26 protein-coding genes and 1 pseudogene are annotated in these 23,734 nt (G+C 59.1%); 17 read left to right on the forward strand and 10 right to left on the reverse strand.

Annotated features, from left to right (window positions below):
- Positions 1-267: 267 nt before the first annotated feature.
- The gene (locus EXN68_RS08925; protein WP_161991255.1) at positions 268-1,620 is read right to left on the reverse strand and encodes an O-antigen ligase family protein; all 1,353 of its coding nucleotides are present in this window, start codon (positions 1,618-1,620) and stop codon (positions 268-270) included.
- 524 nt (positions 1,621-2,144) lie between these two features.
- Between EXN68_RS08925 and EXN68_RS08930 the strand changes: the two genes are divergently transcribed.
- Complete coding sequence (locus EXN68_RS08930; RefSeq protein WP_161991283.1) at positions 2,145-3,215, forward strand: GNAT family N-acetyltransferase; 1,071 nt, start codon at positions 2,145-2,147, stop codon at positions 3,213-3,215.
- A 43-nt stretch (positions 3,216-3,258) separates the two neighbouring features.
- Here the strand turns inward: EXN68_RS08930 and uppG are convergent, their stop codons facing one another.
- Both uppG and uppI read right to left on the reverse strand, forming a co-directional pair.
- The gene (gene uppG, locus EXN68_RS08935) at positions 3,259-4,338 is read right to left on the reverse strand and encodes a polysaccharide biosynthesis glycosyltransferase UppG (RefSeq protein ID WP_161991284.1); all 1,080 of its coding nucleotides are present in this window, start codon (positions 4,336-4,338) and stop codon (positions 3,259-3,261) included.
- Between the two features lie 2 nt (positions 4,339-4,340).
- A complete protein-coding gene (gene uppI, locus EXN68_RS08940) occupies positions 4,341-5,411 on the reverse strand; it encodes a polysaccharide biosynthesis UDP-hexose transferase UppI (RefSeq protein ID WP_142840482.1) in 1,071 nt (356 codons plus the stop codon).
- A 212-nt stretch (positions 5,412-5,623) separates the two neighbouring features.
- Between uppI and uppH the strand changes: the two genes are divergently transcribed.
- Both uppH and uppJ read left to right on the forward strand, forming a co-directional pair.
- Entirely contained in the window at positions 5,624-6,535 is a 912-nt protein-coding gene (gene uppH, locus EXN68_RS08945; RefSeq protein WP_237681380.1) for a polysaccharide biosynthesis endo-1,4-beta-xylanase UppH, read from the forward strand.
- An 8-nt stretch (positions 6,536-6,543) separates the two neighbouring features.
- Positions 6,544-7,488 (forward strand): polysaccharide biosynthesis UDP-hexose transferase UppJ, encoded by a 945-nt coding sequence (gene uppJ, locus EXN68_RS08950; RefSeq protein ID WP_142840484.1) that lies wholly within the window; start codon positions 6,544-6,546, stop codon positions 7,486-7,488.
- A gap of 24 nt (positions 7,489-7,512) precedes the next feature.
- Here uppJ and EXN68_RS08955 read toward each other — a convergent pair whose 3' ends face one another.
- Entirely contained in the window at positions 7,513-7,758 is a 246-nt protein-coding gene (locus EXN68_RS08955) for a hypothetical protein (RefSeq protein WP_142840485.1), read from the reverse strand.
- A gap of 199 nt (positions 7,759-7,957) precedes the next feature.
- A complete protein-coding gene (gene uppL / locus EXN68_RS08960) occupies positions 7,958-8,752 on the reverse strand; it encodes a polysaccharide biosynthesis UDP-hexose transferase UppL (protein ID WP_142840697.1) in 795 nt (264 codons plus the stop codon).
- 246 nt (positions 8,753-8,998) lie between these two features.
- Here uppL and EXN68_RS27400 point away from each other — a divergent pair, with 246 nt between their 5' ends.
- Positions 8,999-9,208: a hypothetical protein gene (locus tag EXN68_RS27400; RefSeq protein WP_161991256.1), complete on the forward strand. Its 210-nt coding sequence runs from the start codon at positions 8,999-9,001 to the stop codon at positions 9,206-9,208.
- Between the two features lie 19 nt (positions 9,209-9,227).
- Here the strand turns inward: EXN68_RS27400 and uppM are convergent, their stop codons facing one another.
- Positions 9,228-10,853 (reverse strand): polysaccharide biosynthesis protein UppM, encoded by a 1,626-nt coding sequence (uppM, locus tag EXN68_RS08970; RefSeq protein ID WP_161991257.1) that lies wholly within the window; start codon positions 10,851-10,853, stop codon positions 9,228-9,230.
- Positions 10,854-11,111: 258 nt separating this feature from the next.
- Here uppM and uppO point away from each other — a divergent pair, with 258 nt between their 5' ends.
- The 3 genes from uppO to EXN68_RS28240 all read left to right on the forward strand — a co-directional run bounded on the left by uppO (position 11,112) and on the right by EXN68_RS28240 (position 13,065).
- Positions 11,112-12,527: a polysaccharide biosynthesis phosphomannomutase UppO gene (uppO, locus tag EXN68_RS08980; RefSeq protein ID WP_142840486.1), complete on the forward strand. Its 1,416-nt coding sequence runs from the start codon at positions 11,112-11,114 to the stop codon at positions 12,525-12,527.
- A gap of 36 nt (positions 12,528-12,563) precedes the next feature.
- Positions 12,564-12,860, forward strand: a complete 297-nt coding sequence (locus EXN68_RS08985) for a nucleotidyltransferase family protein (RefSeq protein WP_142840487.1) — start codon at positions 12,564-12,566, stop codon at positions 12,858-12,860.
- Between the two features lie 76 nt (positions 12,861-12,936).
- A complete protein-coding gene (locus tag EXN68_RS28240; RefSeq protein ID WP_442866769.1) occupies positions 12,937-13,065 on the forward strand; it encodes a HepT-like ribonuclease domain-containing protein in 129 nt (42 codons plus the stop codon).
- On the opposite strand, the gene EXN68_RS28245 is transcribed toward EXN68_RS28240, so the two are convergent.
- Positions 13,015-13,332 (reverse strand): hypothetical protein, encoded by a 318-nt coding sequence (locus EXN68_RS28245; protein ID WP_428845908.1) that lies wholly within the window; start codon positions 13,330-13,332, stop codon positions 13,015-13,017. The genes EXN68_RS28240 and EXN68_RS28245 overlap by 51 nt on opposite strands.
- On the opposite strand from EXN68_RS28245, the gene EXN68_RS08995 reads away from it, so the two are divergent.
- Together EXN68_RS08995 and EXN68_RS09000 are read left to right on the forward strand one after the other, a co-directional pair.
- The gene (locus tag EXN68_RS08995; protein ID WP_142840488.1) at positions 13,316-13,717 is read left to right on the forward strand and encodes a group II truncated hemoglobin; all 402 of its coding nucleotides are present in this window, start codon (positions 13,316-13,318) and stop codon (positions 13,715-13,717) included. The genes EXN68_RS28245 and EXN68_RS08995 overlap by 17 nt on opposite strands.
- Positions 13,714-14,079, forward strand: a complete 366-nt coding sequence (locus tag EXN68_RS09000; protein ID WP_142840489.1) for a DUF423 domain-containing protein — start codon at positions 13,714-13,716, stop codon at positions 14,077-14,079. Before EXN68_RS08995 ends, EXN68_RS09000 begins: the two co-directional genes overlap by 4 nt.
- Before the next feature lie 6 nt (positions 14,080-14,085).
- On the opposite strand, the gene EXN68_RS09005 is transcribed toward EXN68_RS09000, so the two are convergent.
- The 3 genes and pseudogenes from EXN68_RS09005 to rutR all read right to left on the reverse strand — a co-directional run bounded on the left by EXN68_RS09005 (position 14,086) and on the right by rutR (position 15,573).
- Positions 14,086-14,373: a hypothetical protein gene (locus EXN68_RS09005; RefSeq protein ID WP_142840699.1), complete on the reverse strand. Its 288-nt coding sequence runs from the start codon at positions 14,371-14,373 to the stop codon at positions 14,086-14,088.
- Positions 14,354-14,677 (reverse strand): annotated as a pseudogene (locus EXN68_RS09010) (DUF2325 domain-containing protein); the annotation flags it as partial. The pseudogene EXN68_RS09010 and the gene EXN68_RS09005, both read right to left, overlap by 20 nt.
- A 254-nt stretch (positions 14,678-14,931) precedes the next feature.
- Positions 14,932-15,573: an HTH-type transcriptional regulator RutR gene (gene rutR / locus EXN68_RS09015; RefSeq protein ID WP_142840491.1), complete on the reverse strand. Its 642-nt coding sequence runs from the start codon at positions 15,571-15,573 to the stop codon at positions 14,932-14,934.
- Positions 15,574-15,832: 259 nt separating this feature from the next.
- On the opposite strand from rutR, the gene EXN68_RS09020 reads away from it, so the two are divergent.
- From EXN68_RS09020 to EXN68_RS09065, 8 genes are all read left to right on the forward strand, one after another.
- Positions 15,833-17,080: a Zn-dependent hydrolase gene (locus EXN68_RS09020; RefSeq protein WP_161991258.1), complete on the forward strand. Its 1,248-nt coding sequence runs from the start codon at positions 15,833-15,835 to the stop codon at positions 17,078-17,080.
- Positions 17,081-17,268: 188 nt separating this feature from the next.
- Positions 17,269-17,703, forward strand: a complete 435-nt coding sequence (locus EXN68_RS09030) for an endonuclease domain-containing protein (RefSeq protein ID WP_142840492.1) — start codon at positions 17,269-17,271, stop codon at positions 17,701-17,703.
- Positions 17,700-19,157, forward strand: coding sequence for a dihydropyrimidinase (gene hydA / locus EXN68_RS09035; RefSeq protein WP_142840493.1), 1,458 nt, complete (start codon positions 17,700-17,702; stop codon positions 19,155-19,157). The genes EXN68_RS09030 and hydA overlap by 4 nt, the downstream gene beginning before the upstream one ends.
- Positions 19,158-19,159: 2 nt before the next feature.
- The gene (locus tag EXN68_RS09040; protein ID WP_142840494.1) at positions 19,160-19,597 is read left to right on the forward strand and encodes an NUDIX hydrolase; all 438 of its coding nucleotides are present in this window, start codon (positions 19,160-19,162) and stop codon (positions 19,595-19,597) included.
- Complete coding sequence (locus tag EXN68_RS09045; RefSeq protein ID WP_142840495.1) at positions 19,594-20,388, forward strand: ABC transporter ATP-binding protein; 795 nt, start codon at positions 19,594-19,596, stop codon at positions 20,386-20,388. Before EXN68_RS09040 ends, EXN68_RS09045 begins: the two co-directional genes overlap by 4 nt.
- Positions 20,389-20,625: 237 nt before the next feature.
- The gene (locus tag EXN68_RS09055) at positions 20,626-21,501 is read left to right on the forward strand and encodes an ABC transporter permease (RefSeq protein WP_142840496.1); all 876 of its coding nucleotides are present in this window, start codon (positions 20,626-20,628) and stop codon (positions 21,499-21,501) included.
- Positions 21,498-22,370 carry an ABC transporter permease gene (locus EXN68_RS09060; protein WP_142840497.1) on the forward strand — a complete coding sequence of 291 codons (873 nt, stop codon included), beginning with the start codon at positions 21,498-21,500 and terminating at the stop codon, positions 22,368-22,370. Before EXN68_RS09055 ends, EXN68_RS09060 begins: the two co-directional genes overlap by 4 nt.
- A 21-nt stretch (positions 22,371-22,391) precedes the next feature.
- On the forward strand, positions 22,392-23,384 hold the full coding sequence (locus tag EXN68_RS09065; protein WP_142840498.1) for an ABC transporter substrate-binding protein: 993 nt from the start codon (positions 22,392-22,394) through the stop codon (positions 23,382-23,384).
- Positions 23,385-23,734 lie beyond the last annotated feature (350 nt).

The raw sequence follows: 23,734 nt of genomic DNA on the forward strand, positions 1-23,734 counted from the left end.
AGGGGAGCGCGGGTTGCGGGCGCGGCCAGATATGATCCGTAGGGAGAGTATGATATCGCTCATGGAACGTCCTTCAACAGTGTTCCATGCTCTGATAATTCCTCAACAATAGTTGAGGTCAATAGCTGCGATGAAAAAATGTACCCCATCAATGGCGAATGGCATCTCCAGTCCTGCCACCAGCACGGCGGAGCACCACTTGCGCGCACCGGCACGAACCGGCACGAACCGGCGTCTTCCCACCAGACATCGTCCGCAACGAACAGCCTATGATGTGGGGCGCGAAAGAGGCTTCGGCACCATTATCCCGTCATCATCGGCGCGGGCCGGCTCCCGCCGTTTCTCATCCTGGACCAGGCTGGCAGTCGCCTGCAGATGCAGGCCCATCACGGCGACGATAAGGAAAAACCAGACGAAACCAGCGCTTAGCATGAGGATCGTTTCCAGAAAGCTGTAAAGCAGCACATATAGCCAGACGCCGACATAAAGCCGCGTCAGCGGGCTTTTGCGCGTGGCCTCATCCATCTTGCCAAGATAATGAAGCGGCAGCAGATAGATCCACACCAGCACCAGCACCAGACCCGGAATGCCGGCCGCAAGCACAAGGTCGAAATAGGCATTATGCGCAGCCGGCGCGGTCGCCGCCCAGCTGTTGTTTTCAATGGAACTCGATAATAGCGCATCGCTGCGCCAGAAGGCCTGATACCCGTAGCCGAGAACCGGTCGCTGATGGATATAATCAATGGCGATGGTCCAGATATCGGTTCGGCCCGTGAAACTGGCGTCGATCCCCATATTGGTCAGCATCTGCGAAAAGACCGGATCGACAGTGGTACCGATAACCACCGTCGTGAAGACCACCATCAGCAGGGTCACGACCAGATACCGCCATTGGGGCCAGCGCACGATGAACCAGCCTGTACCGATGATGATCGGCATCAGCCCAAGCGCCGTCTTGCCGCCTGACTTGACCAGAAAGATCAGCGACAGCAGTAGAACCACCATCCCCCCGAAGAAGGACCAGCGCCTGCAAAGGTAGATCCCGACGATGATCAGCACCGACATGATCGAGGCGGCCTCGTTCTTGTGATTGAAGACGCCCCGCCAGTTGCCCGCAAGAAACGGCTCAAGCGCATCGCTGACCTGATGAATCGACCGCCCGGGCAAAGCCGCGATCCCGAAATAGCACAGGAACAGGATAATCCACACGCAGAAGGCAAGCATGGTGGTGAAATGCCGCTCGGTGCGCGGCAACTGCAGGAAACCATCCGCAAGCGCACAGATGATGGCGCACATGACCAGCCGCCGCAGCGAGAACATCGGCGCTTCGCCCACCAGCGAAGTGAACGCATACCAGCCGAAAATCGCCGCGATCAGCAGGCGCGGTGCAAAGAGGATCGAGAACGACTTTTCCTTCGCCATGAACGCCACGAAACTGAAAAGCAGAATGATCGCGGTGAGCTGGTTGAGAAGGCTGGAGCCGGCTGCCATGGCGGAGCCGGAATAGGTGGAGGAAAGTGAAACATAGGGCGAAAAGCCGATCGTGAAGTAAAGGAAGGTCACATAAAACAATGCGTCCCGCCAATAGCCACGCCCCTGTCCGTCGTCCGCTGCATCCATAAGGGGTTTTTCTCTTCCTTTTTCCACGTCAGCACACATCGTATCCGATGCTTCCTCCCCGTCACAGGAATATCCAGCAAAAATCCTATTTTTTAGTTATGCATAATGCACGGAAGAATAGTAATTCCGTCTTTTTCTTTTGTTATAAAGAGATAGACCCGCAAACAGAGAAATGACGCATTATTCTGGAGGTCAGTTCGGGGAGCGATGGAATTTCCGCTGGAAACAATTTTGTGAATTGACATCAAATATTTGATTTTATTAAGTTCAAAACGAAATATAACCTGGAATAAATCGCTTCCGCCTGTACTGCAGAAGGACAATTTGGACGTATTGAGGGTATGACTCCTGGCTCTCTTTAGCGTATATTAACAACTCAAGATATATCCTGGAGTTGATCTCATAATTGCGCATAAGGCTGGAGACCTAAGGTGGACGTTCCAAGACACACCAACATGGACGATGGCGATATCGGTCAATCCACACGGTGCACGGGCAAGCCCGGAACGGTCGGCATTCGCCCCATGCGCAAGGACGATGTCGAGGCTGTCGAGGCGGTTCTCAACAGCGCGTTCAAGAAGACCGGGCGTGACGTAAATTTCGATTTCCGCTCCTATGTCGAGACATTGTTCTTCAGCAGCCCCACCTTTGATCCGGAATATGGCAGCGTCGTCTATGATGCGGGGGAAAACAGGGTCACTAGCGTCATCCTCGCAGTCCCCATGCGGTTTATCGCGAATGGAAAAGCCATTACCGCCAGGTTATTGTGCGCTTTCGCATCAGATGGGAAACTCGGCGCGCTGGGGGCTGCCCGCCTGTCTCGCAGCATGCGGGCAACGAAACATGACATGCTGTTTTCGGACACGGCCTCCCCCGTCAGCGCCGATCACTGGGTGGCGATCGGCGGCAATATGATGCCGATCGAAAGCCTGCAATGGCACAAGGCCCTCAAGCCCTTCTGCACGATTGCGCTGCGCATGCCGCGACGCTCGAAACTGGTCAAGACCACCCTTGCCCTGTCGGCGCTTGGATTTATCGACGGCATCCTGCGATCATGGAAAAAAGGCTTGAGGCCGCATCAGGTCGCCGGCGCCAGCGTCAGAACCGTGGATTTCGAGACATTCCGCCGCAAGGCGCTGACGATGATCGAGCGGTTTTCCATTCGTCCGGAATGGTCTCACGAGGAGTTTCACTGGCTGATAGAAATGAGCAGGGCCAACGAGAGCCTCGGTGAACTGAAAAGCCTGACGATCGAGACCGCAGAAGGCCATGTCATGGGCGCCGCGCTGTTTTTCGGCCAGCCGGGAAGAACCGCCTATGTGCTTAATCTCGTCTGTGATGCCGGCCGTGAAAACGACGTGCTCAACACCCTGTTCCGCCATTTCGACGACGAGAACTACGCCCACGTCACCGGCATGTCACAGCCCTTTCTCATAAACGCGCTGTACCGCCAGAACCATATGAGCTTTCGCCATGACGGATATTTCTGCATGGCAACCCGGGATGAAGCCCTGCGCGACCGGGCGATTGCCGGCGACATCTATATTGGCGGGCTGTGCTCGGAAAGCTGGAGCAAGCTCATAACCGACTATTGAGCCGCCCCCACGCCCTTGGCGCAGAAGGCAGGCTGCAAGCGTTCTACGCCTTGGTGAAACGCTGGACATTCGCCGAGATCAGGTGGCGCAGCGCCTTCGCATAACGTTTGGAGCGCGTCTTGGCTGCCAGCGCGCTGGTCCAGTCCACCATCGAGCCGTTGATATCGAAGTCACCCAGCTGTCCTTCGGGGACGTCACCCTTTTCGATACGCTCGACGATCGACCCCAGCGCCGCGTAAAATTCCGGCGAGCGATAGGGTGGATGTAGCGAATACATGCCCTTCCCCGTCCCGAGAAAATCCAGCCGGTGCACGCCCACGCGCATCATGTTGGTGCTCAGCACCTCTTCGGCGGGCATCGAGACCGGCTGCTGGTTATAGGCATAGGAGCGGATACGCCGCTTGGCATCGGGCCGCAGCAGTTCCAGAGAGCCGATCCGCTTGGCAAAACGGTCCATGTCGATCATGAAAAGCCGCGTGGAGACAGTGGCGAAACGCCATGTGGGGATGCGCGATGGCAGCTTGCGCGGCTCAGGGATGTTCCTCACCCCCGGCATGCCGACATGGCGGGAAATATCAAGATCGCCGCGCACCGTTGGCGGCCCGGAAAACGGCGTGATGCAAAGGGCATCCGGGTTGGCCTTCTGCAGGGCAACGGCCTCTTCGAACCAGCTCTGGCTGCCGCCGCCAAACATCATGTCGCTGTCCATATGCAGCACATAACGGGCATTGGCACGTTTCAGGCCATAGAAATACACATGAAACGGCCCCCCATCGAAGGCCTTGGCCGGATAGGGGATCGGCGAGCGCGAAAAGAAGGTCTTTGCCACCAGGTTGCGCGCCGCATCGCTGTAATCAACCACATCCACATGCAGATGCGGATAATTGGTCTGCATTTCCTCCAGCATGTCGAAAAGGCGTTTGCTGGCCGCATCAAAGCCGTTGCCCTTGTAACGGCCCGCCCCGACCTGCCCGGTATCAACAGTCAGAAGAATGCGGTCCACCTGACCGCCCCAGACCCGCAGCTGATGCGGCAGGGTAAGGGCCGCATGCGGAGCATCGAAGGGATGCAGATTGATCTGCAGCGCTTTCTGTACGGGAGGAAGCGACGTTTCAGCACTCATGCTCATGCACCACGGTTCCGGAATTCATTGATGACGGCGATCATCGGTTTTTCGTTGAAGCTCCAGTCCAGCGGCAGCGGCCGGTTGGGCGTGCCGTCCCGGCGCGGATAGGCCCAACGGATCCAGCTATATTGGTCCGAAATACCCCAGGTCGTGATCGAGGAGAGCCCGCCACCCGCCGAGGCCGCTTCCAGAAAATCGCGGACCTGGCCGTTGATCAGCATATCGCGTTCGGCCTCCGGACCGGGCAGCGTCTGGTCCATCACATCCAGCTCCGTCACCAGAATGGCAAGACCGTAGCTGCGCATTTCCGTGGCGAACGCGGCAAGCTCGTCCTTGGCGATCGGCCAGCCGCCGCGCAGATGTCCCTGCAGGCCGATGGCGTTGATCGGCGCGCCCTTCTCAAGCAGTTCGAGAATAAGGTTGCGGAAGGCCGCGCGTTTGGCCGGCGATTTTTCAACCGCGAATTCCACATCATATTCGTTGAGAACGAGCTGCGCCTTCGGATCGACTGCGTGCGCAATATCGAAGGCCTTCTTGATGGCGTCCGATCCCGCCCCGTAATACCAGGCATCCCGCCGCGCGCGCACATTGCCCGGCACATCGGGGATCGGCTCATTGACCACGTCCCAGCTGTGGATCACGTCCTTGTAACGCTCCATCACCTTGACGATGTGGGTCTCCATCAGCTTCTCGACCTTGCCGCTGCCGCCGACACTCGCAAGCCAGGGCGCGTTGGAGGCGTACCAGATCAGCGGATGGCCGTGCATGGAAAGCTTGTGCTGGCGCGCAAAGTTGGCGATTGCATCCGCGGCGGCGAAATCGAACACGTCAGCGGAAGGCCGCATGACCTCCCATTTCATTTCGGTAACCGGGGTGATGCGCGAGCAATATTTGACAACAGCCTCGCCGATGCGGCTATCGGCATTGAGATCCGGCAGATAAACCGCCGCACCATAAGGGGCGGTTTTGACCGGCGCTTTCTTCTGCGCGGCAAGGGTCGGACCGGCCATGGCATGCAACAGGCCGGCACTCGCCGCACCGCCCAGAAAATTCCGCCGCCCGATCCGCATTCACCCGCCTCCGCAACCCTCGCGCATCAACGTCCGAAAGGACGCAACCACGCTCTAATTCTCAAAACATAACATCTCGATCATGCCAAAAGGATATTAAAGATTTGCAAGGTTAACCGACGCTATACCACGTCATAATTGGCGAGGTCCGCTTAATCCGGTAGTAACTTCGCTGTGCGAATTCTTGGCCCACCCTTATGGAGTTGAAAACCTTGGTTTCCGTTTCGATTGTCATTCCCGTTCGCAACGGCGAGCGTTACATCGTGGAAGCGATCGAAAGCGTCCTGCTTCAGGGCGAGACCATCCGCGAGGTGCTGGTGGTTGATGACGGCTCCACCGATACCACCGCGCAGAAGGTGGAAGGTTTTTCCGATCCACGGGTCAAATTGCTCGCCCGGCCGCAGGGCCGGCAGGGCGTTTCCGCCGTGCGCAATTTCGGCCTGTCGCAGGCACGCGGCGAATGGACGATGTTTCTCGATGCCGACGACCGGCTGAAGCCGGATGCCATCGCCGCTCTTTGCGCCGGTATCTCCGGCCCTGACGTCGTTGCCGTCTATGGCGATTATGAGCGCATCGACGAAAACGGCGCCAAGATCGGCCGGCGCAATCTCATCCGCCGCCGTGAAAAACCTGACGGTTTCATCCTCCAGCCGCTGCTGGGCGGGAACTTCATCGTCAATGGCGGCATCATGTTGGTCAGGACCCGCATCTTTCAGGATTTCGGCGGTTTCGACGAGACATTGCGTTATGCGGAAGACTGGTATGGCTGGTGCAGGCTCGCCGCCGCCGGCCGCTTTGTCTATCTGCCCGGCTGCCATGTTCTCGATTACCGGGTGCACCGGACGAGCGTGATGATGAACCGGCTTTTGACCTTCCGGGACTGCGAGCCGGCCATCGAGGCGGTGTTTTCCGACCCCGCCATCGTCGCCGCCATTTCCCCGCAGGAACTGCGGCGGCTTCGCCACAAATCCGAAAACCACATGAATGCCTATACCGTGGCGCAGGCTTTCCGCGCCCGCCGTTACCGCGAGGCCTTTAAGGCACTTGCCGATACGCTCATTCATCGCCCCCGCCAAAGCCTCAGGGCCGTCGTTTTTTCCGCCGCAGCGCTTGCCGGTATTTAGGAGTTTCCATGCCCGAGATCATGCCGGAAGCGGTGGTGTGCATTCCCAGTTTCCGCCGGCCCGAAGGCCTGCGAAAGACGCTTTTGTCGCTGGCGGCCCAGAAGGTCGATTTTCCCTTCGCCATCGTCGTGGTCGACAATGATGGCGCAGGCCAGCAGGGCCTTGCCGTGGCGCGTGCGTTTTTTGGTGAAAGCGGCATGGCCGGCCAGACGCTGGTGGAGCCGACACAGGGCAATTGTTACGCCATCAATACCGCCTTCCGCACCGCCCGGCAGAGCTATCCGTCCGCTCAATGGTTCCTGATGATCGATGATGACGAGGCCGCCTCCCCCGTCTGGCTCGCCGAAATGGTGTCGGCGGCCAAGTCCTTCGGCGCCGATATCGTCGGCGGACCGGTCAACCGCGAATTCGACGCACCCGCGCCAAAGGCGGTGCTGTCACATCCGCTGTTCGGCTCCATCGAAGCGCCAACCGGTCCCGTCGAACAGATCCACGGATCGGGCAATTGTCTGATTTCTCGGAAAGTTTTTGAGAGCTTGCCGAAACCGGAATTCGACGTGCGGTTCAATTTCCTCGGCGGCGGCGATATGGATTTCTTCACCCGCTGCCGCAAGGCAGGTTTCAAATTCGCCTGGAGCGCTCAGGCCCTCATCATCGAATATGTGCCGGAAAACCGCATGGCGCCGCGCTGGATCATGGAGCGCTCGCTCAGAACCGGCATCATCAATTACAGCATCGACCGCGCTCGCCGTCCCGGCCTCAAGGGCGGATTGCTGCTTGCCGCCAAGAACGTCGTCAGCCTCGGGCTGTCGCTTATCCGCGCCGTTGCCGCTTTCCTGAAAACCGGGGCGCTGCTGCCCGCCACCCATCCGCCGCTGATGTCCCTCGGCCGCGTGATGGCAAGCCTGGGCATCACGCTCACGCCCTATAAGGCGCCGGTGAAAAAGACCTGATATTCCTCATTACGGGTGCCCGTATCAGCCCAGCGTTTTTTCCCTGCCCAGCGAAAGCGCATTCATGCGTTTCTGGAAACCGAGGGAAGAAAAGACGGCGGCAAGAATGAGAAGCGGAACGAGAACCGGCCACAAGAAACAAAGCACGATACCGGTCACCCGGTAAAAATCCCAATCCCTGTCGCGGCGAGCGCCTTCAATGTAGGTCATGGCGAGAGAGGTAACAGTGCCAATCCCATAAACAAAAAGAGAAATGGACGTAATGACCATCGCTGCCCTCAAATATCTCTGATTCGAATAAATTTATAATATTTTCCCAGTGTAGCGCCGTTGCGCGCAGTTGCAACGAATTTCAGCGGCAAGGCGCATCGTTTCAATACGTTAGGGTGATCTCATATAGACTGGCGCTCGCGGCTCTCAAAAAATCCGCTGCGCAATCAAACATGCGGATGGCAAAACCGCCGCTTCGTCAGCGTCCCGAAGCCCGGTAGCTGTGCTTCAGAAGCGAATATATAGCGATCGGATTGGTCAGCAGGTAACGTTTGCCAAGGCGTCTCGGCTCAAGCATCGCCCTGTAGAGCCATTCCAGCCCCATATCCTGCATCCATTGCGGCGCGCGGCTGTTTTTACCGGCGAGAAAATCGAACAGGCCACCGCAGGTCTTGACCACGGCAACGCCGGAAAGCCTGTCCAGATTGCGCGAGACGAAGCGTTGCTCCAGCGGAATTCCGAAGCCAACCCAGAGAATATCGGTCTGCGCTGCCACGACATCGGCAAGGATCGCCTCTTCTTCGTCCCGGCTGAAATAACCGTTGCGCCGCCCGGAAAAAACCAGACGCGGATAAAGCCTCTGCATTTCCTCGACTGCGGCGCGGTTGACCTCTTCGGAGCCACCGAGGAAATAAAACCGCGCACCCGTCTCTTCGGCCCGGCGGGCAACCGCATGAACGAGATCCGTCGTCGCAACGCGTTCGCGCAGTGCATTCGGACAGAACTTGCGGGAAAAGATTACCAGTGACATGCCGTCGGCATGAATCTGGTCCGCCTGCCGCAGCATGGCGTCAAATTCCCTGTCGTGATGGCAAAGCGCAATGACCTGACCGTTCGCCGAGGTCGAATAGAACGGCCTTGCGCCGGTAGCGCGCACACGCCCCGCCCGCAGGATGAAATCCTCCGCCGTTTCTTCAATCGTCGCGTCAGTGATGGGTAAAGCCGCAAGCGGAATGACGGGCCAGGTCTTGTTCGGCCCTTTCGCATCCGGCATTTCGCTCCCTGTCATAATCTGTCCGGTGTCCAAGATAGGCGTCGTTTCATTGTTATAGTCACACATATGCTTAGAGTATAAGGCTTCAAACACTACGAAGAACTATCATTAATATTTTTATAAACCCTTCGCTTGAAGCCGACAATTTACACGCCCACAGGTTGAGACCACTCTTTCCGCCTATTCCGGTTTGCCGGCCGATGGGTTAAGGAACCGCGAACCCACACCACAGAAAAGGTCAAGGCCATGGAAACCATCTCGATCGACAACCGCGGCGATTTCGGCCTCTGGGCAATAGAACGGGCAAAGGAAATCGTCGCCAACGAAGCGTCCGATCTCGCCATTTCCGTCCGCGACGGCGACGAGGCCGGCATTCGCGATGCCGGCAATGCGCTGGGTGCCGCCATCGCCGCTGCCCTGCTCGAAGTTTATGACGGCCTGACGTCGGAAGAATAAGCGCAACGGGTCGGCCCCATCAGGCGTAACGCGCAGCACTTTCATCGTGGTCGTTGCGGCGCAGATAACCCCAGAGCCCGAGCGCCCCGGCAATGCCGAGACCAAGGAACAGACCGCCTGCGCCACCGGCAATCAGGAAGGTCAGCTTGCCCGGCGGCCAGCTTCTGGAATTCGGCGCGACGGGCTGCGAAATCACCCGCACATTGGTGGAATCGATCGACTGCTGTTCGGCAAGCTGGCGCGAGCGGGTAAGATAGGTCTCGTAGATCGCGGCGGCCGAATTGGCGTCGCGCTCCAGATCCCTGAGCCGCACCTGCGCCTCGTTATCGGTGAAGACGTTGGCCCGTTCCGCCACCGCTTTCAATCTGAGGGCATCAAGCGAAGAGCGGGCCTCGGCGACATTGGTCTTGGCCGCCTGCAGGATGCGCCGCGCTTCATCCGCCATGCCGCGTTCCAGCATGGCGCGCTCCGCCCCCGCGGTTGCCAGGCGCGGATGCCGCGCGCCATAGGTCAGCGTCATCGCGCCGATCTGCTGCTGCAGGGTGCTATATTGCGCGCGGATGGTGTTCATCGTCTGGCTGTCGAAGATGGCGTCGCTCTGCGTGCGGTTCTGGGCAATCGCCGCTTCCATCTGCTTCAGGCGTGATTCTTCCTGAATGACGCGCTGCTGTGCCGCCAGAACCTGCGCATTCAGTTCGCCAGAGGCGAGATTGCTGACCAGCTGGCCGTTATTTTCCTGCAATCCGTTCTCACGACGGAAATCCGCCACCCGCTTTTCGGCAGCAGTCACGTTCTCGCGCATCTCCTCGAGCCGTTTCTTGAGATCGTCGACAACACGCTGGCTGCTGTCGGAGGTCGTCTGGAACAGCTCGCTTTCAAAGGCTTTGACGATGGCCTTGGAAACCGTCACGGATTTTTCCGCGTCGTTGGTCCAGACCGAAAGCGTCACCACGAAGGAGCGCGGATCGCGTTCCGCCGCCACCCGGTCGCCGAGGGAACGGAGCGCCCCGACCCGGTTGTCGCCATCTTCCGGCTTCGACGAAAACATCGCCTTCAGCCGGGCAAGTGGCGGCGGATTGATGAATTCGGCATCCTGATCGAGCTTCAGCTCATCCACCACCCGCGCCAGCACGTTGCGCGAGGTGATGGTGCGCAGCTTGCTTTCCACTTCGAGTATCTGGGTGTCGCGCTGCTGGCTCGGCGAAAACACGCCGTCATTGACGACGTTGAGATTGGAGGGATTAACGACGATATCCGTATAGGCGGTGTAACGCGGCGGCGTCATGGAAGCATAGGTCAGTGCGGCGGCGACGCAGAGAATGATCGCCAGCGCGATCCAGACAATGCCGTTACGCAGCCAGACGAGGATATCGTCCACACCGATCCTGTCGATATATTTCAGGCCCGGCAGCGCGGCCGCCAGACTACCGGTCGGCGAGGATGGTTTGACGGGCTTTTCAGCCGGGGGCGGCTCGGCGGCGGCGACCGGTTTCGGCTCCAGATGCTCTTTCAGCACCGTGCGTTCGAAAACCTCGTCCTCATCCACCAGATCGTCCAGCAGGGAACCATGGGGCCTGGCGACGGGCGCCGTTTTTTCATCAAGCGGACGTGCCTGCTTATGTCCCGCCTTTTGAAGCCTGTACATCAGCCAATCCAACTCGAATGAACCACAAAAAGGCCGGCAACAGATGGTTTCCATCTGTCGCCACAGCCGCTATCGACGGACAAGTTTAAATATGACGGGTGAATTTTAGGTTACCCGCTTCATCCCCGCAATCATCGCCCATTCGGGACCGCTATGAAAGAGATGATTGACGTGAATGGATCAATACGGTTCTTTCAGCCGTTATATTTTTATATTATCCATTTGAACCTCAAAGATTTTATCGAAACGGAGTTTGGCATGAGCCTGAAATTTGGAACGAGCGGCCTTCGCGGCCTCTCTGTCGATCTGAAAGGAAAAGCCTCGGCCGTCTATGCCACGGCATTTGCAAGGCACCTTCTCACATCGGGCCAGGCAAAGGCGGGCGATCCCATTCTCGTGGCCCGCGACTTCCGGGATTCGAGCCCCGATGTTTCGGCAACCTGCATCGCCGCGCTGAAAAAGGCCGGTCTCACACCGCTCGATTGCGGCACCGTGCCGACACCCGCGCTGGCGCTTTACGGCCTGTCGCTGAAGGCAGGCGCGTTGATGATCACCGGTTCGCATATTCCGGCCGATCGCAACGGCATCAAATTCTATCGCCCGGATGGCGAAATCGACAAGCAGGACGAAACGGCAATCGCCGCTCTTGCAGCCGAAGTCGAAGCCGAAGGTGTGAGCGACGAGGCCGCGACGGCGGAAAACCATTCCGCAATCGCAGCCGAACTGTTTTACGAACGCAACATCGCGCTGCTGCCGGAAAAGGCGTTGTCGGGCCTCAAGATCGGCGTTTACCAGCACAGCACCGTAGCGCGCGATCTCTTCGTCGACGTTCTCGCCCATTATGGCGCTGACGTCGTGGCGCTCGGCCGCTCGGAGAGCTTCATTCCTGTTGATACCGAGGCGGTCTCGCCGGAAACACTTACGCTTCTCAAGAAGTGGGCGCCGGAACATGGTCTCGACGCCATCGTTTCCGCTGACGGTGACGGCGATCGCCCGCTGCTTGCCGATGAAAACGGCGTGCCGCTGCGCGGCGACCTGATCGGGCTCATCACCGCCAATTTCCTCGATGCCGGTGTGGTCGTCACCCCCGTCACCTCCAATTCCGGCATTGAAGCGAGCGGTTCCTTCGAGGTCGTTCGCACCAGGGTCGGCTCGCCTTTCGTCATCGCAGGTATGGCAGAGGCGCTTGCCGCCGGCAGAAACGGCGTCATGGGCTTCGAGGCCAATGGCGGCCTGCTCACGGCTTCAGCCTTCACCCTCAACGGCAGGGCAGTCTCGCCGCTGCCGACGCGTGACAGCTTTCTGCCGGTTCTCGCCGTGCTGCTTCTGTCGGCCGAACAGAAAAAGCCGCTGTCGGAGATCGCCGCCGCCTACAATCTGCCGGTCGCCGCCGCCGACCGTCTGGAGAATTTCGCCCAGGAAAAAAGCGCCGCCCTGATGACGCATCTGCGCGCTTCGCGCGACAATCTCGAGGCTTTCCTCGCCCCGGTCGGCAAGGTGAAGACGCTGAGCGACATCGACGGCCTGCGCGTGGCGCTCACCGACGGCAGCACCATCCACTTCCGCCCTTCCGGCAACGCGCCCGAAATGCGCTGCTACGTCGAAGCCGCCAATCAGGGAGAAGCCGAAACACTTCTGAACAAGGGGCTCGATCTCATCCGCAATTTTGGATGAGTGGATGGCGCATGCGGGATGATATAAGCTGAACGCATGAAGAGAACGGACGCGATCAGAAAACTCAAGCGGCACGCCCATGCGGTGAAAAGCATGGGCGCAACGTCGCTCTATATTTTTGGATCGACGGCCCGCGATGAAGCCCTTGGTTCAAGCGATCTGGACATCTTTATCGATTATGATCCGAGCCGCCGTTTCTCATTGCTCGATCTCGTCGGTATCAAGCAGTTTCTGGAAGAAGAGCTGGCGGTGGAAGTGGACGTGACGACACGCAACAGCCTCCACCCGCTGCTCCGGAATGACATCGAGCGATCCGCAGTACGGATATTTTGATGATCAGACGCAGGGTTGGGCCAGTTCTCTCTGAAATTATGGAGGCCATAAACGGCATTGAGACCACACTGCAGGCCTGTCACTTGCTGATTTTCAGCAAAATTGGCTCCTCAAGCTTGCTGTACAGCGCGCCTTGGAGATCGTTTCCGAGGCATCACGGCACATACCGGAGGAATTGCTGGACCTCGCGCCGGACATCCCATGAAAACAGATTCGCGGGATCGGCAATATTCTCCGCCATGAATACCACAAGATCGCGGACGATGTGGTTTGGGCCGTGGTGACAGAACATGTCGCGCCACTCAAAATCGCCGTTCAGGCTATTCAACGATACGTCGGGCCCGAAAACTGAGGGGTCGATCAGCACAATGTCGCAAATGTCGCATCCCACCTTTCCTTGTTGCTCTTCCCGCTTGAGAAAGCGATAAGGACCGCAGGGCCAGACGAGGCGGATGATGAGCGGCGAGACCACTACCCTTTATGAAGCGATCGGCGGCGATGCGACCGTCAAGGCCCTGACCCGGCGCTTTTATGAATTGATGGACACCCTGCCGGAGGCGGCGCATTGCCGTGCCATCCACCCTGCCGATCTTTCCGGCAGCGAGGCGAAGTTTTACGATTATCTGACGGGATATCTTGGCGGACCGCCCGTCTATGTCGAGAAACACGGCCATCCGATGTTGCGCCGCCGCCATTTCGTCGCGCCCATCGGCCCTGCCGAGCGCGATGAATGGCTGCTCTGCTTCCGCCGCGCCATGGACGAGACCATCGAGAACCCCAAGCTGCGCGAGATCATCTGGGCGCCGGTGGAGCGGCTGGCTTTTCATATGCAGAATCAGGAAGCGGAAAATCCATGACCCACGACAGATTGCGCGCCTTCATTCTTTTGCTCGGCGGCCTTCTGGGTGCCGCCGGCGTCATGCTTGCCGCCGCCGCCACGCATACGGGCGAGACCTATATGCTGGGCAATGCCTCGGCCATGGCGCTGGCGCATGCCCCGGTGCTGGTGGCGCTCCATATCGGTGCGGACCGTATCAGGACCGCCATTCCAGCCGGCCTGATCCTGGGGTTGGGCACCGCGATCTTTGTCGGTGATCTCGTCGTCAGGCATTTTTCCGGCCACAGCCTGTTTCCCTTCGCCGCACCCACGGGTGGCCTTGGCATGATCACCGGATGGCTCGTGCTCTGCGCCGGGGCATTTTTGAAGCCGAAAGGCTGATCGGCCTTAACGACGCCTCCAGCGAAACGACAGGATGTTGCGGCCGCCTTTAGCCGCTTCGCCGAGGGCGAAGGAAGGCGTTTCGCCGGGTTGGCGGGTGCGCAGATGGGGAAAGGTCACCACATTGCTGTCGGCGGCCGCCGCACGGTTGCGCCGCTCCCGTTCGCCGACGATTTCATACATGTCCGTCAGGGCCGGATCGGCGCCCTGTTCGGCCATCTTGTGCAGTTCCACGCGGCAGGCTTCTGCTGCCGCGGGCTCATCATCATGGAAATTATTGCGCTCGTCGCTCATCGCTGGAGGTCCGTTCATTCATGGTCTGCAGCGCCCGCTCCAGACTGGATTTGCTGCCATTGCGCAGCGGAATGAACGTCTTGCCGAATTTCTTGCAACCCGACTTCACCCGCAGACACGCATCATGGCTGATACAGTCGATCGGGCAGAAAACGCAGTCGACGGAAGGAAGCACGGTATCGATGCGCGACACCGCTTCACGCAGTCCGCCATCGTGATGGATCAGTTCAGCGCCGAAATTGCTGGCGATCTGGCGAAGATGGGCAACCTGACAGTCACGGCCGCCGACATAAAGAAAGCTCTTCGGCCCGGAAAGCTGCTGTTCGGCCACGTCCTTTTCGTTTTGAGGCGCGCCTTTGCCCTGCTTGCCGCCGCGTTCGGCCTTCTTCTTTTCCTTGCGTGCCATTCCCTCACCTGCCGGTTGATTTTTCATGCCCCGGACATTCGGGATAGCGGCACCATAGTAAAGATGAGTTTTGGAGTAAAGTATAAAGGTGATCATTTTCCTCATGTTTTGACACAAAACATCGATCACATATTCGCGAGAACCCGTCCCGCTTAGCCGTTTAGCCGCAATCCACCAATGAAAAGCTGCTCCAGATGTCGGGCCGCATCTTCAAAACGGCCATCGCCGCCATGCCTGTCACCCAGCACCGCCCGCACCTGCACATCAAAATCCGCATAATGCTGGGTGGTCGACCAGATCGAAAAGATGAGATGATAGGGGTCACATTTGGCAATCCGCCCGGCCTTCACCCAGGCACGGATCACCTCGGCCTTTTCATCCACCAGTTGTTTGAGAGGCCCTTTCAGCTCATCTTCGATATGCGGCGCACCCTGCAGGATTTCATTGGCGAACAGCCGGCTTTCACGCGGAAAATCCCGCGACATTTCCAGCTTGCGGCGAATATAGGAGCGGATTTCGCTTTCAGGATTACCCTCGGCATCAAAAGCCCTGAGCGGATCAAGCCATGTATCCAGCACCCGCTCGATGAGGGCGCGATGCATCGCCTCCTTGGTGCGGAAATAATAAAGCACATTCGGCTTGGACATGCCGGCCGCCTCGGCAATCTGGTCTATGGTGGAACCACGAAAGCCGTTGATGGAAAAGACACTGAGCGCTGCCTCGAGGATAGCTTCCTGCTTTTCCTCCTGAATGCGGGTCCGCTTCTGTGTTTTCGCTGCGCGCGGTATGGCCATTCTCTGCTCTCTGTTTCTTTTCGATGCAATTGCCGCTACAGTATGATTAAAAAATAATCGACGCGTACAGTTTAGGCAAAATAGTGCGATTCGTCACAAAAGTCCCTTGCTGACGTCATCGCAAATTTGCATTGTTTACCAGCCGGTCAATTTATCCATCATCGCCAGCACAAGGCAATGGCTGTTATCTTAGCCGGCAAAAACAGGAACGGCACAAGCTTTGCTTCGATAAAAACAAAACAGGTGAGGACGACATTTCATGGCGGCGGGTAAGAACTTGACGGTCAATGGCGACCGTCTGTGGGATAGTCTGATGGACATGGCGAAGATCGGCCCCGGCATCGCCGGCGGCAATAATCGCCGCACACTGACGGATGAGGACGGAGAAGGCCGCCATCTGTTCAAGCGCTGGTGCGAGGCGGCGGGCCTGACGCTTGGCGTCGACCGCATGGGCACCATGTTCGCCACCCGCGCCGGTGAGGATCCGGACGCGCTTCCTGTCTATATCGGCAGCCATCTCGATACCCAGCCGACGGGCGGCAAATATGACGGCGTGCTCGGTGTGCTGGCCGGGCTGGAGGTGGTGCGCAGCCTCAACGACCTCAACATCAAAACCCGGCACCCCATCGTTGTCACCAACTGGTCGAACGAGGAAGGCGCGCGTTTTGCGCCCGCCATGCTGGCATCAGGCGTCTTTGCCGGCATCCATGATCTCGATTACGCCTACAGCCGCACCGATACAGACGGCAAGACCTATGGCGACGAGCTGAAACGCATCGGCTGGCTGGGCGAGGAAGATGTCGGCGCGCGTAAAATGCACGCCTATTTCGAATATCACATCGAACAGGGACCCATTCTGGAGGCGCAGGACAAACAGATCGGCGTCGTCACCCATTGCCAGGGCCTGTGGTGGCTGGAAGTGACACTGACCGGCAAGGAGGCCCATACCGGCTCCACGCCGATGGCCATGCGCGTCAATGCCGGCCTTGCCGCGGCCCGCATTCTCGAAAAGGTGCAGGAAGTGGCAATGGCCCACCAGCCGGGCGCTGTCGCCGGCGTCGGCCAGATGATCTTCACCCCCAATTCCCGCAATGTGCTGCCCGGCAAAGTGGTTTTCACCATCGACCTTCGAACACCGTCTCAGGCGAAACTGGACAGCATGCGCGCCATTTTCGAGCGCGAGGTGCCAGTGATCGCCGAAGAACTCGGCGTCGGCTGCGCGATCGAAGCCATCGGCCATTTCGACCCCGTCACCTTCGATCCGGTTCTGGTCGGCCGCGTGCGCACTGCTGCCGAAAAACTCGGCTACAGCCACATGGACATCATCTCCGGCGCCGGCCACGATGCCTGCTGGACCGCAAGGGTCGCCCCCTCCACCATGATCTTCTGCCCCTGCGTGGACGGGCTTTCCCACAACGAAGCGGAAGAGATTTCGCCCGAATGGGCAAAGGCCGGTTGCGACGTGCTGCTGCATGCGGTGCTGGAGACGGCGGAGATCGTGGAATGATCGTACCAACGAGGCCAAGCCCCCTCATCCGACCCTTCGGGCCACCTTCTCCCCGGCGGGGAGAAGAAACCCGTGGCAAGCCCCTCACCCCGACCATCGACGTCACAGAAATATGCGACGGTTCCTCCCAATTCTTCTCCCCGCCGGGGAGAAGGTGGCCCGAAGGGCCGGATGAGGGGGCAAGGGTCATGGCAGACCATACCGGTAAAAAAGCAGCAAAACGCCACTCAGGCAAAACTGCACAAGCCCGAAAACTCCGCCGCGACGAGACCGACGCCGAATACCGCCTCTGGTACGAACTGAAGGACCGGCGGTTGAACGGTTTCAAATTCGGCCGACAAGTCCCTCTTGGCCCTTACATCGCCGATTTCGTCTGCCGCGAACAAATGCTGGTTGTCGAGCTTGACGGATCACAGCACGCCTCTTCCATGCATGACCGGCAAAGAACGCTCTGGCTTAACAATCACGGCTATGCAGTTCTACGGTTCTGGAACCACGAAATCTTCGAAGAGCTTTCCTTTACGCTCAACACCATCCTCGCCGTGCTGAACACTAAGACTTTCCCGCCTAATCATCCCGACCGCTATTCGCCAGCCCTCGCCACCGGGAACACAGTTCAATGACCGCCACCATCATCAAGAACGGCACCATCGTTACCGCCGACCTCACCTACAAGGCCGATGTAAAAATCGAAGGTGGCAAAATCACCGAGATCGGGCTTGATCTCACCGGCGGCACCATCCTCGATGCTACCGGATGTTACGTCATGCCCGGCGGCATCGATCCGCATGTGCATCTGGAAATGCCGTTCATGGGCACCTATTCCGCCGATGATTTCGAGAGCGGCACGCGGGCGGCACTGGCCGGCGGAACAACCATGGTGGTGGATTTTTGCCTGCCGGAGCCCGCCCAACCGCTTCTCGACGCCCTGCAGCGCTGGGACAACAAGGCGACGCGGGCCAATTGCGACTATTCCTTCCACATGGCCGTTACCTGGTGGGGCGAGCAGGTCTTCAACGACATGAAGACAGTGGTTCTGGAAAAGGGCATCAACTCCTTCAAGCACTTCATGGCCTATAAGGGCGCACTGATGGTGAATGACGACGAGATGTTCGCCTCTTTCTCGCGCTGCGCCGAACTGGGCGCCCTTCCCTTCGTGCATGCGGAAAACGGCGATATCGTCGCGCAGATGCAGGAGAAGCTGATGGCGGAAGGCAATACCGGGCCGGAAGCGCATGCCTATTCCCGCCCGCCCTCGGTGGAAGGCGAGGCCACCAACCGCGCCATCATCATCGCCGATATGGCCGGCGCGCCGCTTTACGTCGTCCACACCTCCTGCGAGCAGGCGCATGAAGCGATCCGCCGCGCCCGCCAAAACGGCATGCGGGTTTATGGCGAGCCACTGATCCAGCACCTGATCCTCGATGAAAGCGAATATGCCAATCCCGACTGGGATCACGCCGCCCGCCGGGTCATGTCGCCGCCCTTCCGCAACCGCCAGCATCAGGACAGTCTCTGGGCGGGTCTCGCCTCCGGGTCGCTGCAATGTGTGGCGACCGACCATTGCGCCTTCACCACCCAGCAGAAACGCTTCGGGCTGGGTGATTTCCGCAAGATACCAAACGGCACCGGCGGGCTCGAAGATCGCATGCCGCTGCTTTGGACCCATGGTGTGGTGACCGGACGTCTGACGATGAACGAATTCGTCGCCGTCACCTCCACCAACATCGCCAAGATCCTCAATATCTATCCGAAAAAGGGCGCAATCCTCGTTGGCAGCGATGCCGATATCGTCGTCTGGGATCCGGCACTGAAAAAGACCATCAGCGCGGCGAGCCAGCAATCGGCCATCGATTACAATGTCTTTGAGGGACAGAAGATCAGGGGGCTGCCGCGCTTCACCCTGTCGCGCGGTCTCGTCAGCATCGAGGAGGGCAGCATCGAAACCCAGCCGGGCCACGGCCAGTTTATCGCCCGCGATCCCTACCCCGCCGTCAGCCGGGCGCTTTCCACCTGGAAGGAACTTGTTTCGCCGCGCCGGGTGGAACGCAGCGGCATTCCGGCATCGGGTGTGTGATCATGAGCACTGAAGCAAAACGTGAAATCATCATCGCCGCTGCCGTTCTTTTAAACGAGCGGCGGCAAATGCTGGTGGTGCGCAAGCGCGGCACCACACAATTCATGCAACCGGGCGGCAAGATCGACCCCGGGGAAACGCCGGAACAGGCCCTGCGCCGCGAACTTGCCGAGGAAATCGGCCTGACCTTGCCAGACCATGCCGTTCATTATGAGGGCGTCTTTCGGGAGGAAGCCGCCAATGAGCCGGGGGCCGATGTCGTTGCCCATGCTTTTACAGCCAGACTTCATACCGAGGTCCTGCCGCAGGCGGAAATTGAGGAAGTGCGCTGGCTCGATCTCGACACCACGCCCGATCTGCCGATCGCCAGACTCACCGAAACCCGCATGCTGCCATTGGCGCTCGCGGCCCTGACGGAAAGCGAAACCAAGCCACGATGAATCCGGCCTCCCCCTATTCCGTCGTTTCCGCCAAAAATCTCGGCCTCACCTTCGAAACGGGGGATGGGCCGGTACATGCGCTGTCCAATGTCGATCTCGAAGTCGGCAAGGGCGAATTCGTCTCCTTCATCGGCCCGTCGGGTTGCGGCAAGACCACCTTTCTGAGGGTCATTGCCGATCTCGAAAAACACACATCGGGAGAGATCACCGTCAACGGCACGACGCCGGAAAACGCCCGTCGGGACCGATCCTACGGTTATGTCTTTCAGGCCGCAGCACTTTATCCCTGGCGCAGCATCGAAAAGAATATCGCTTTGCCGCTCGAAATCATGGGTTACACCAAAGCCCAGCAGCGCGAACGCATTGAGCGTACGATGGACCTCGTCAACCTCAACGGTTTCGGCAAGAAATACCCCTGGCAACTCTCGGGCGGCATGCAGCAGCGCGCCTCCATCGCCCGCGCACTCGCCTTCGATGCCGACCTGCTGCTGATGGACGAACCCTTCGGCGCGCTCGACGAAATTGTCCGCGATCATCTGAACGAACAGCTGCTGAAACTCTGGGATACGACCGGCAAGACCATCTGCTTCGTCACCCATTCCATTCCGGAAGCGGTTTATCTCTCGACGAAAATTGTCGTCATGTCGCCGCGGCCGGGGAGAGTAACGGATGTGATCACATCCACCTTGCCTCGGGAAAGGCCGCTGGAAATTCGCGAGACACCGGAGTTTCTGGCGATTGCGCATCGGGTGCGTGAGGGGTTGAAGGCGGGGCATAGCTATGAGGGGTGATGCTGGAAAAGACGCCGCTGCGGCAGGCGTTACCCCCCTCTGCCCTGCCGGGCATCTCCCCCACAAGGAGGGAGATCGGCAAGGCGCGATTTCGCCACTCCATTCTCAAGCTTTCAGATGGACGAGAGCTCACAACGAGTCGATCTCCCCCCTTGAGGGGGAGATGCTCGGCAGTGCAGAGGGGGGTAAACCGCGCCCTCGGAGCAAACGTAACCCCCACCAACCGAGGGTCAACCAATGACCCTCCTCCGCCACCACATCCTCCCCATCCTCACCGTCCTCCTCGCCATCCTCATCGTCTGGCACCTCGCCGTCATCTATCTCAACATGCCCTTCGCCCGCGATCAGGCCGCCCGCGCCGGCCAGACGCCGAGCTTCTCGCAGCTCCTGCCGCAAACCTTCGCGCAGGAGCGCCCGGTCCTCCCCGCCCCGCACCAGATCGCCGCCGAACTCTGGGACACCACCGTCAACAAGGCCATCACCTCCAAGCGCAGCCTCGTCTATCATGCCGGCGTTACGCTCTCCGCCACGCTGCTCGGTTTCGCCATCGGCGCGGTCCTCGGCATCCTGCTCGCCGTCGCCATCATCCATAACCGCGCCATGGATCGCTCCGTCATGCCGTGGATCATCGCCAGCCAGACGATCCCCATCCTCGCCATTGCGCCGATGATCATCGTCGTCCTGAATTCCATCGGCATTTCCGGCCTGCTGCCGAAGGCGCTGATTTCCACCTACCTTTCCTTCTTTCCCATCGTCGTCGGCATGGTGAAGGGCCTGAGAAGTCCCGAAACCATCCAGCTGGACCTGATGCACACCTATAATGCCTCGCCTGCGCAAATCTTCTGGAAGCTGCGCTGGCCCGCCGCACTGCCCTATCTCTTCACCTCGCTGAAGATCGCCATTGCCATTGCGCTGGTCGGCGCCATCGTCGGTGAATTGCCCACAGGAGCCGTCGCCGGTCTCGGCGCGCGGCTGCTTTCCGGCTCCTATTATGGCCAGACGGTGCAGATATGGGCGGCGCTGTTCATGGCCGCCGGTGTCGCAGCGCTTCTGGTGTCCATTATCGGCATCGCCCACGCGGCAGTCCTGAAACGAATGGGAGCAAGGCCATGACGAACCCCTTCTGGTTTATCGGCGCGATCCTGTTCTGGCTTGCCGCCTGGGCCTTCAACGAATGGCTGGTGCGCCGCCGCTTCGTTTCCCCCTCGGCAAAGCGCATCAGCCGCATCGCCGTGCCGCTCCTCTTCGGATTGGCCATCCTCGTCTTGTGGGAAGGTGTGGTCCGTGGTTTTTCCGTACCGCCCATCCTGCTGCCGGCCCCCAGCGCCATCCTCGCGCGCCTCGCCAGCTCCCTGCCGATCCTCTGGGCGGATTTCCGCCAGACTTTCCTCAAATCGGTGCTGACGGGCTATGTGCTCGGCTGCGGCCTCGGCTTTGCCGTCGCCATCCTCATCGACCGTTCGCCCTTCCTCCAGCGCGGGCTGCTGCCCATCGGCAATTTCGTCTCCGCTCTGCCTGTCGTCGGCATCGCCCCCATCATGGTCATGTGGTTCGGCTTCGACTGGCAGTCGAAAGTCGCCGTCGTCGTCATCATGACCTTCTTTCCGATGCTGGTGAACACGGTGCAGGGGCTTGCCGCTTCCAGCCACATGGAACGCGACCTGATGCGCACCTATGCCGCCGGCTGGTGGCAGACACTGGTGAAGCTGCGCCTGCCCGCCGCCTGGCCCTTCATCTTCAACGCGCTGAAAATCAACTCCACGCTGGCGCTGATCGGCGCCATCGTCGCGGAATTCTTCGGCACACCCATCGTCGGCATGGGTTTCCGCATCTCGGCGGAAATGGGCCGCAGCAATGTCGATATGGTCTGGGCCGAAATCGCGGTCGCCGCGCTCGCAGGCTCCGGCTTTTACGGTCTGGTGGCGCTCGCGGAGCGGGCCGTCACCTTCTGGCATCCGTCCGTCCGTGGGGGACGAACGTAAATAACGAAAAAGGGAACAGCGATGAAAATGAAACTTGCATCCATGCTTCTTGCCGGCGCGTCAGTGATGACGGCATTCAGTGCGCAGGCCGCCGACAAGATTACCCTGCAGCTGAAATGGGTGACCCAGGCGCAATTCGCCGGTTATTACGTTGCCAAGGACAAGGGCTTTTATGAAGCCGAAGGCCTTGACGTCGATATCAAGCCGGGCGGCCCAGACATTGCGCCCGCACAGGTTCTGGCCGGTGGCGGCGCTGACGTGATCGTCGACTGGCTGCCATCCGCACTCGCCACCCGTGAAAAGGGCGTGCCGCTGGTCAACATTGCCCAGCCGTTCAAATCGTCGGGCATGATGCTCACCTGCCTGAAAGAAACCGGCATCACCAAACCGGATGATTTTAAGGGCAAGACGCTCGGCGTCTGGTTCTTCGGCAATGAATATCCGTTCCTGTCATGGATGGCGCACCTGAAAATACCGACCACCGGCGGCGCAGATGGCGTTACCGTTCTCAAGCAGGGTTTCAACGTCGATCCACTGCTGCAGAAACAGGCCGCCTGCATTTCCACCATGACCTATAATGAATACGGTCAGGTCCTCGATGCCGGCATCAAGCCGGAAGACCTCGTCACCTTCAAATATGAGGACGAAGGCGTGGCGACGCTGGAAGACGGGCTTTACGTTCTCGAAGACAAGCTGAAGGACGCCAAATTCAAGGAAGACATGGTCAAATTCGTCCGTGCCTCGATGAAGGGCTGGAAGTGGGCGGAAGAAAACCCTGACGATGCCGCAGATATCGTTCTCGAAAACGACGCCTCAGGCGCCCAGACCGAAAAGCACCAGAAGCGCATGATGGGCGAAGTCGCCAAGCTGACTGCCGGCTCGAAAGGCGCGCTCGACAAGGCGGATTACGAACGCACCGTCAAGACGCTGCTCGGCGGCGGGTCCGACCCGGTCATTACCAGGGAACCCTCCGGCGCCTATACCACCGAAATCACCGACGCGGCGCTGAAATAGTCTGAGGCGGGAAGATAAGATCGCGCGGCGATGACCGCGCGATTTTGTTGAATGACGACCTCTCCTCCGTCATCCTCGGGTCAAGCCCGACGATGACGGTGTATTAGGCGTTCTCAGAATTCCCGACCGCCTCACTCAGTGGTAACCCATCTGACGAATTACAACATCTACCGCTATACAAAAATGTATATCAACCATCGTGGCTATGCGGATTGATTTGCACGACAACAACAATTAGAGTCCCGCCCACAAGACTGCCAGATTTGATCTTGTAGAAAAAGCACAAGGGCAAGGTGCTTGAGATTCGCGTTGAGGGGCGTTTGAATCGGGAGGATCGAAAAGGAAGTATT

The organism is Martinezella rhizogenes (genome assembly GCF_007002745.1).
Lineage (GTDB): Bacteria > Pseudomonadota > Alphaproteobacteria > Rhizobiales > Rhizobiaceae > Agrobacterium > Agrobacterium cucumeris.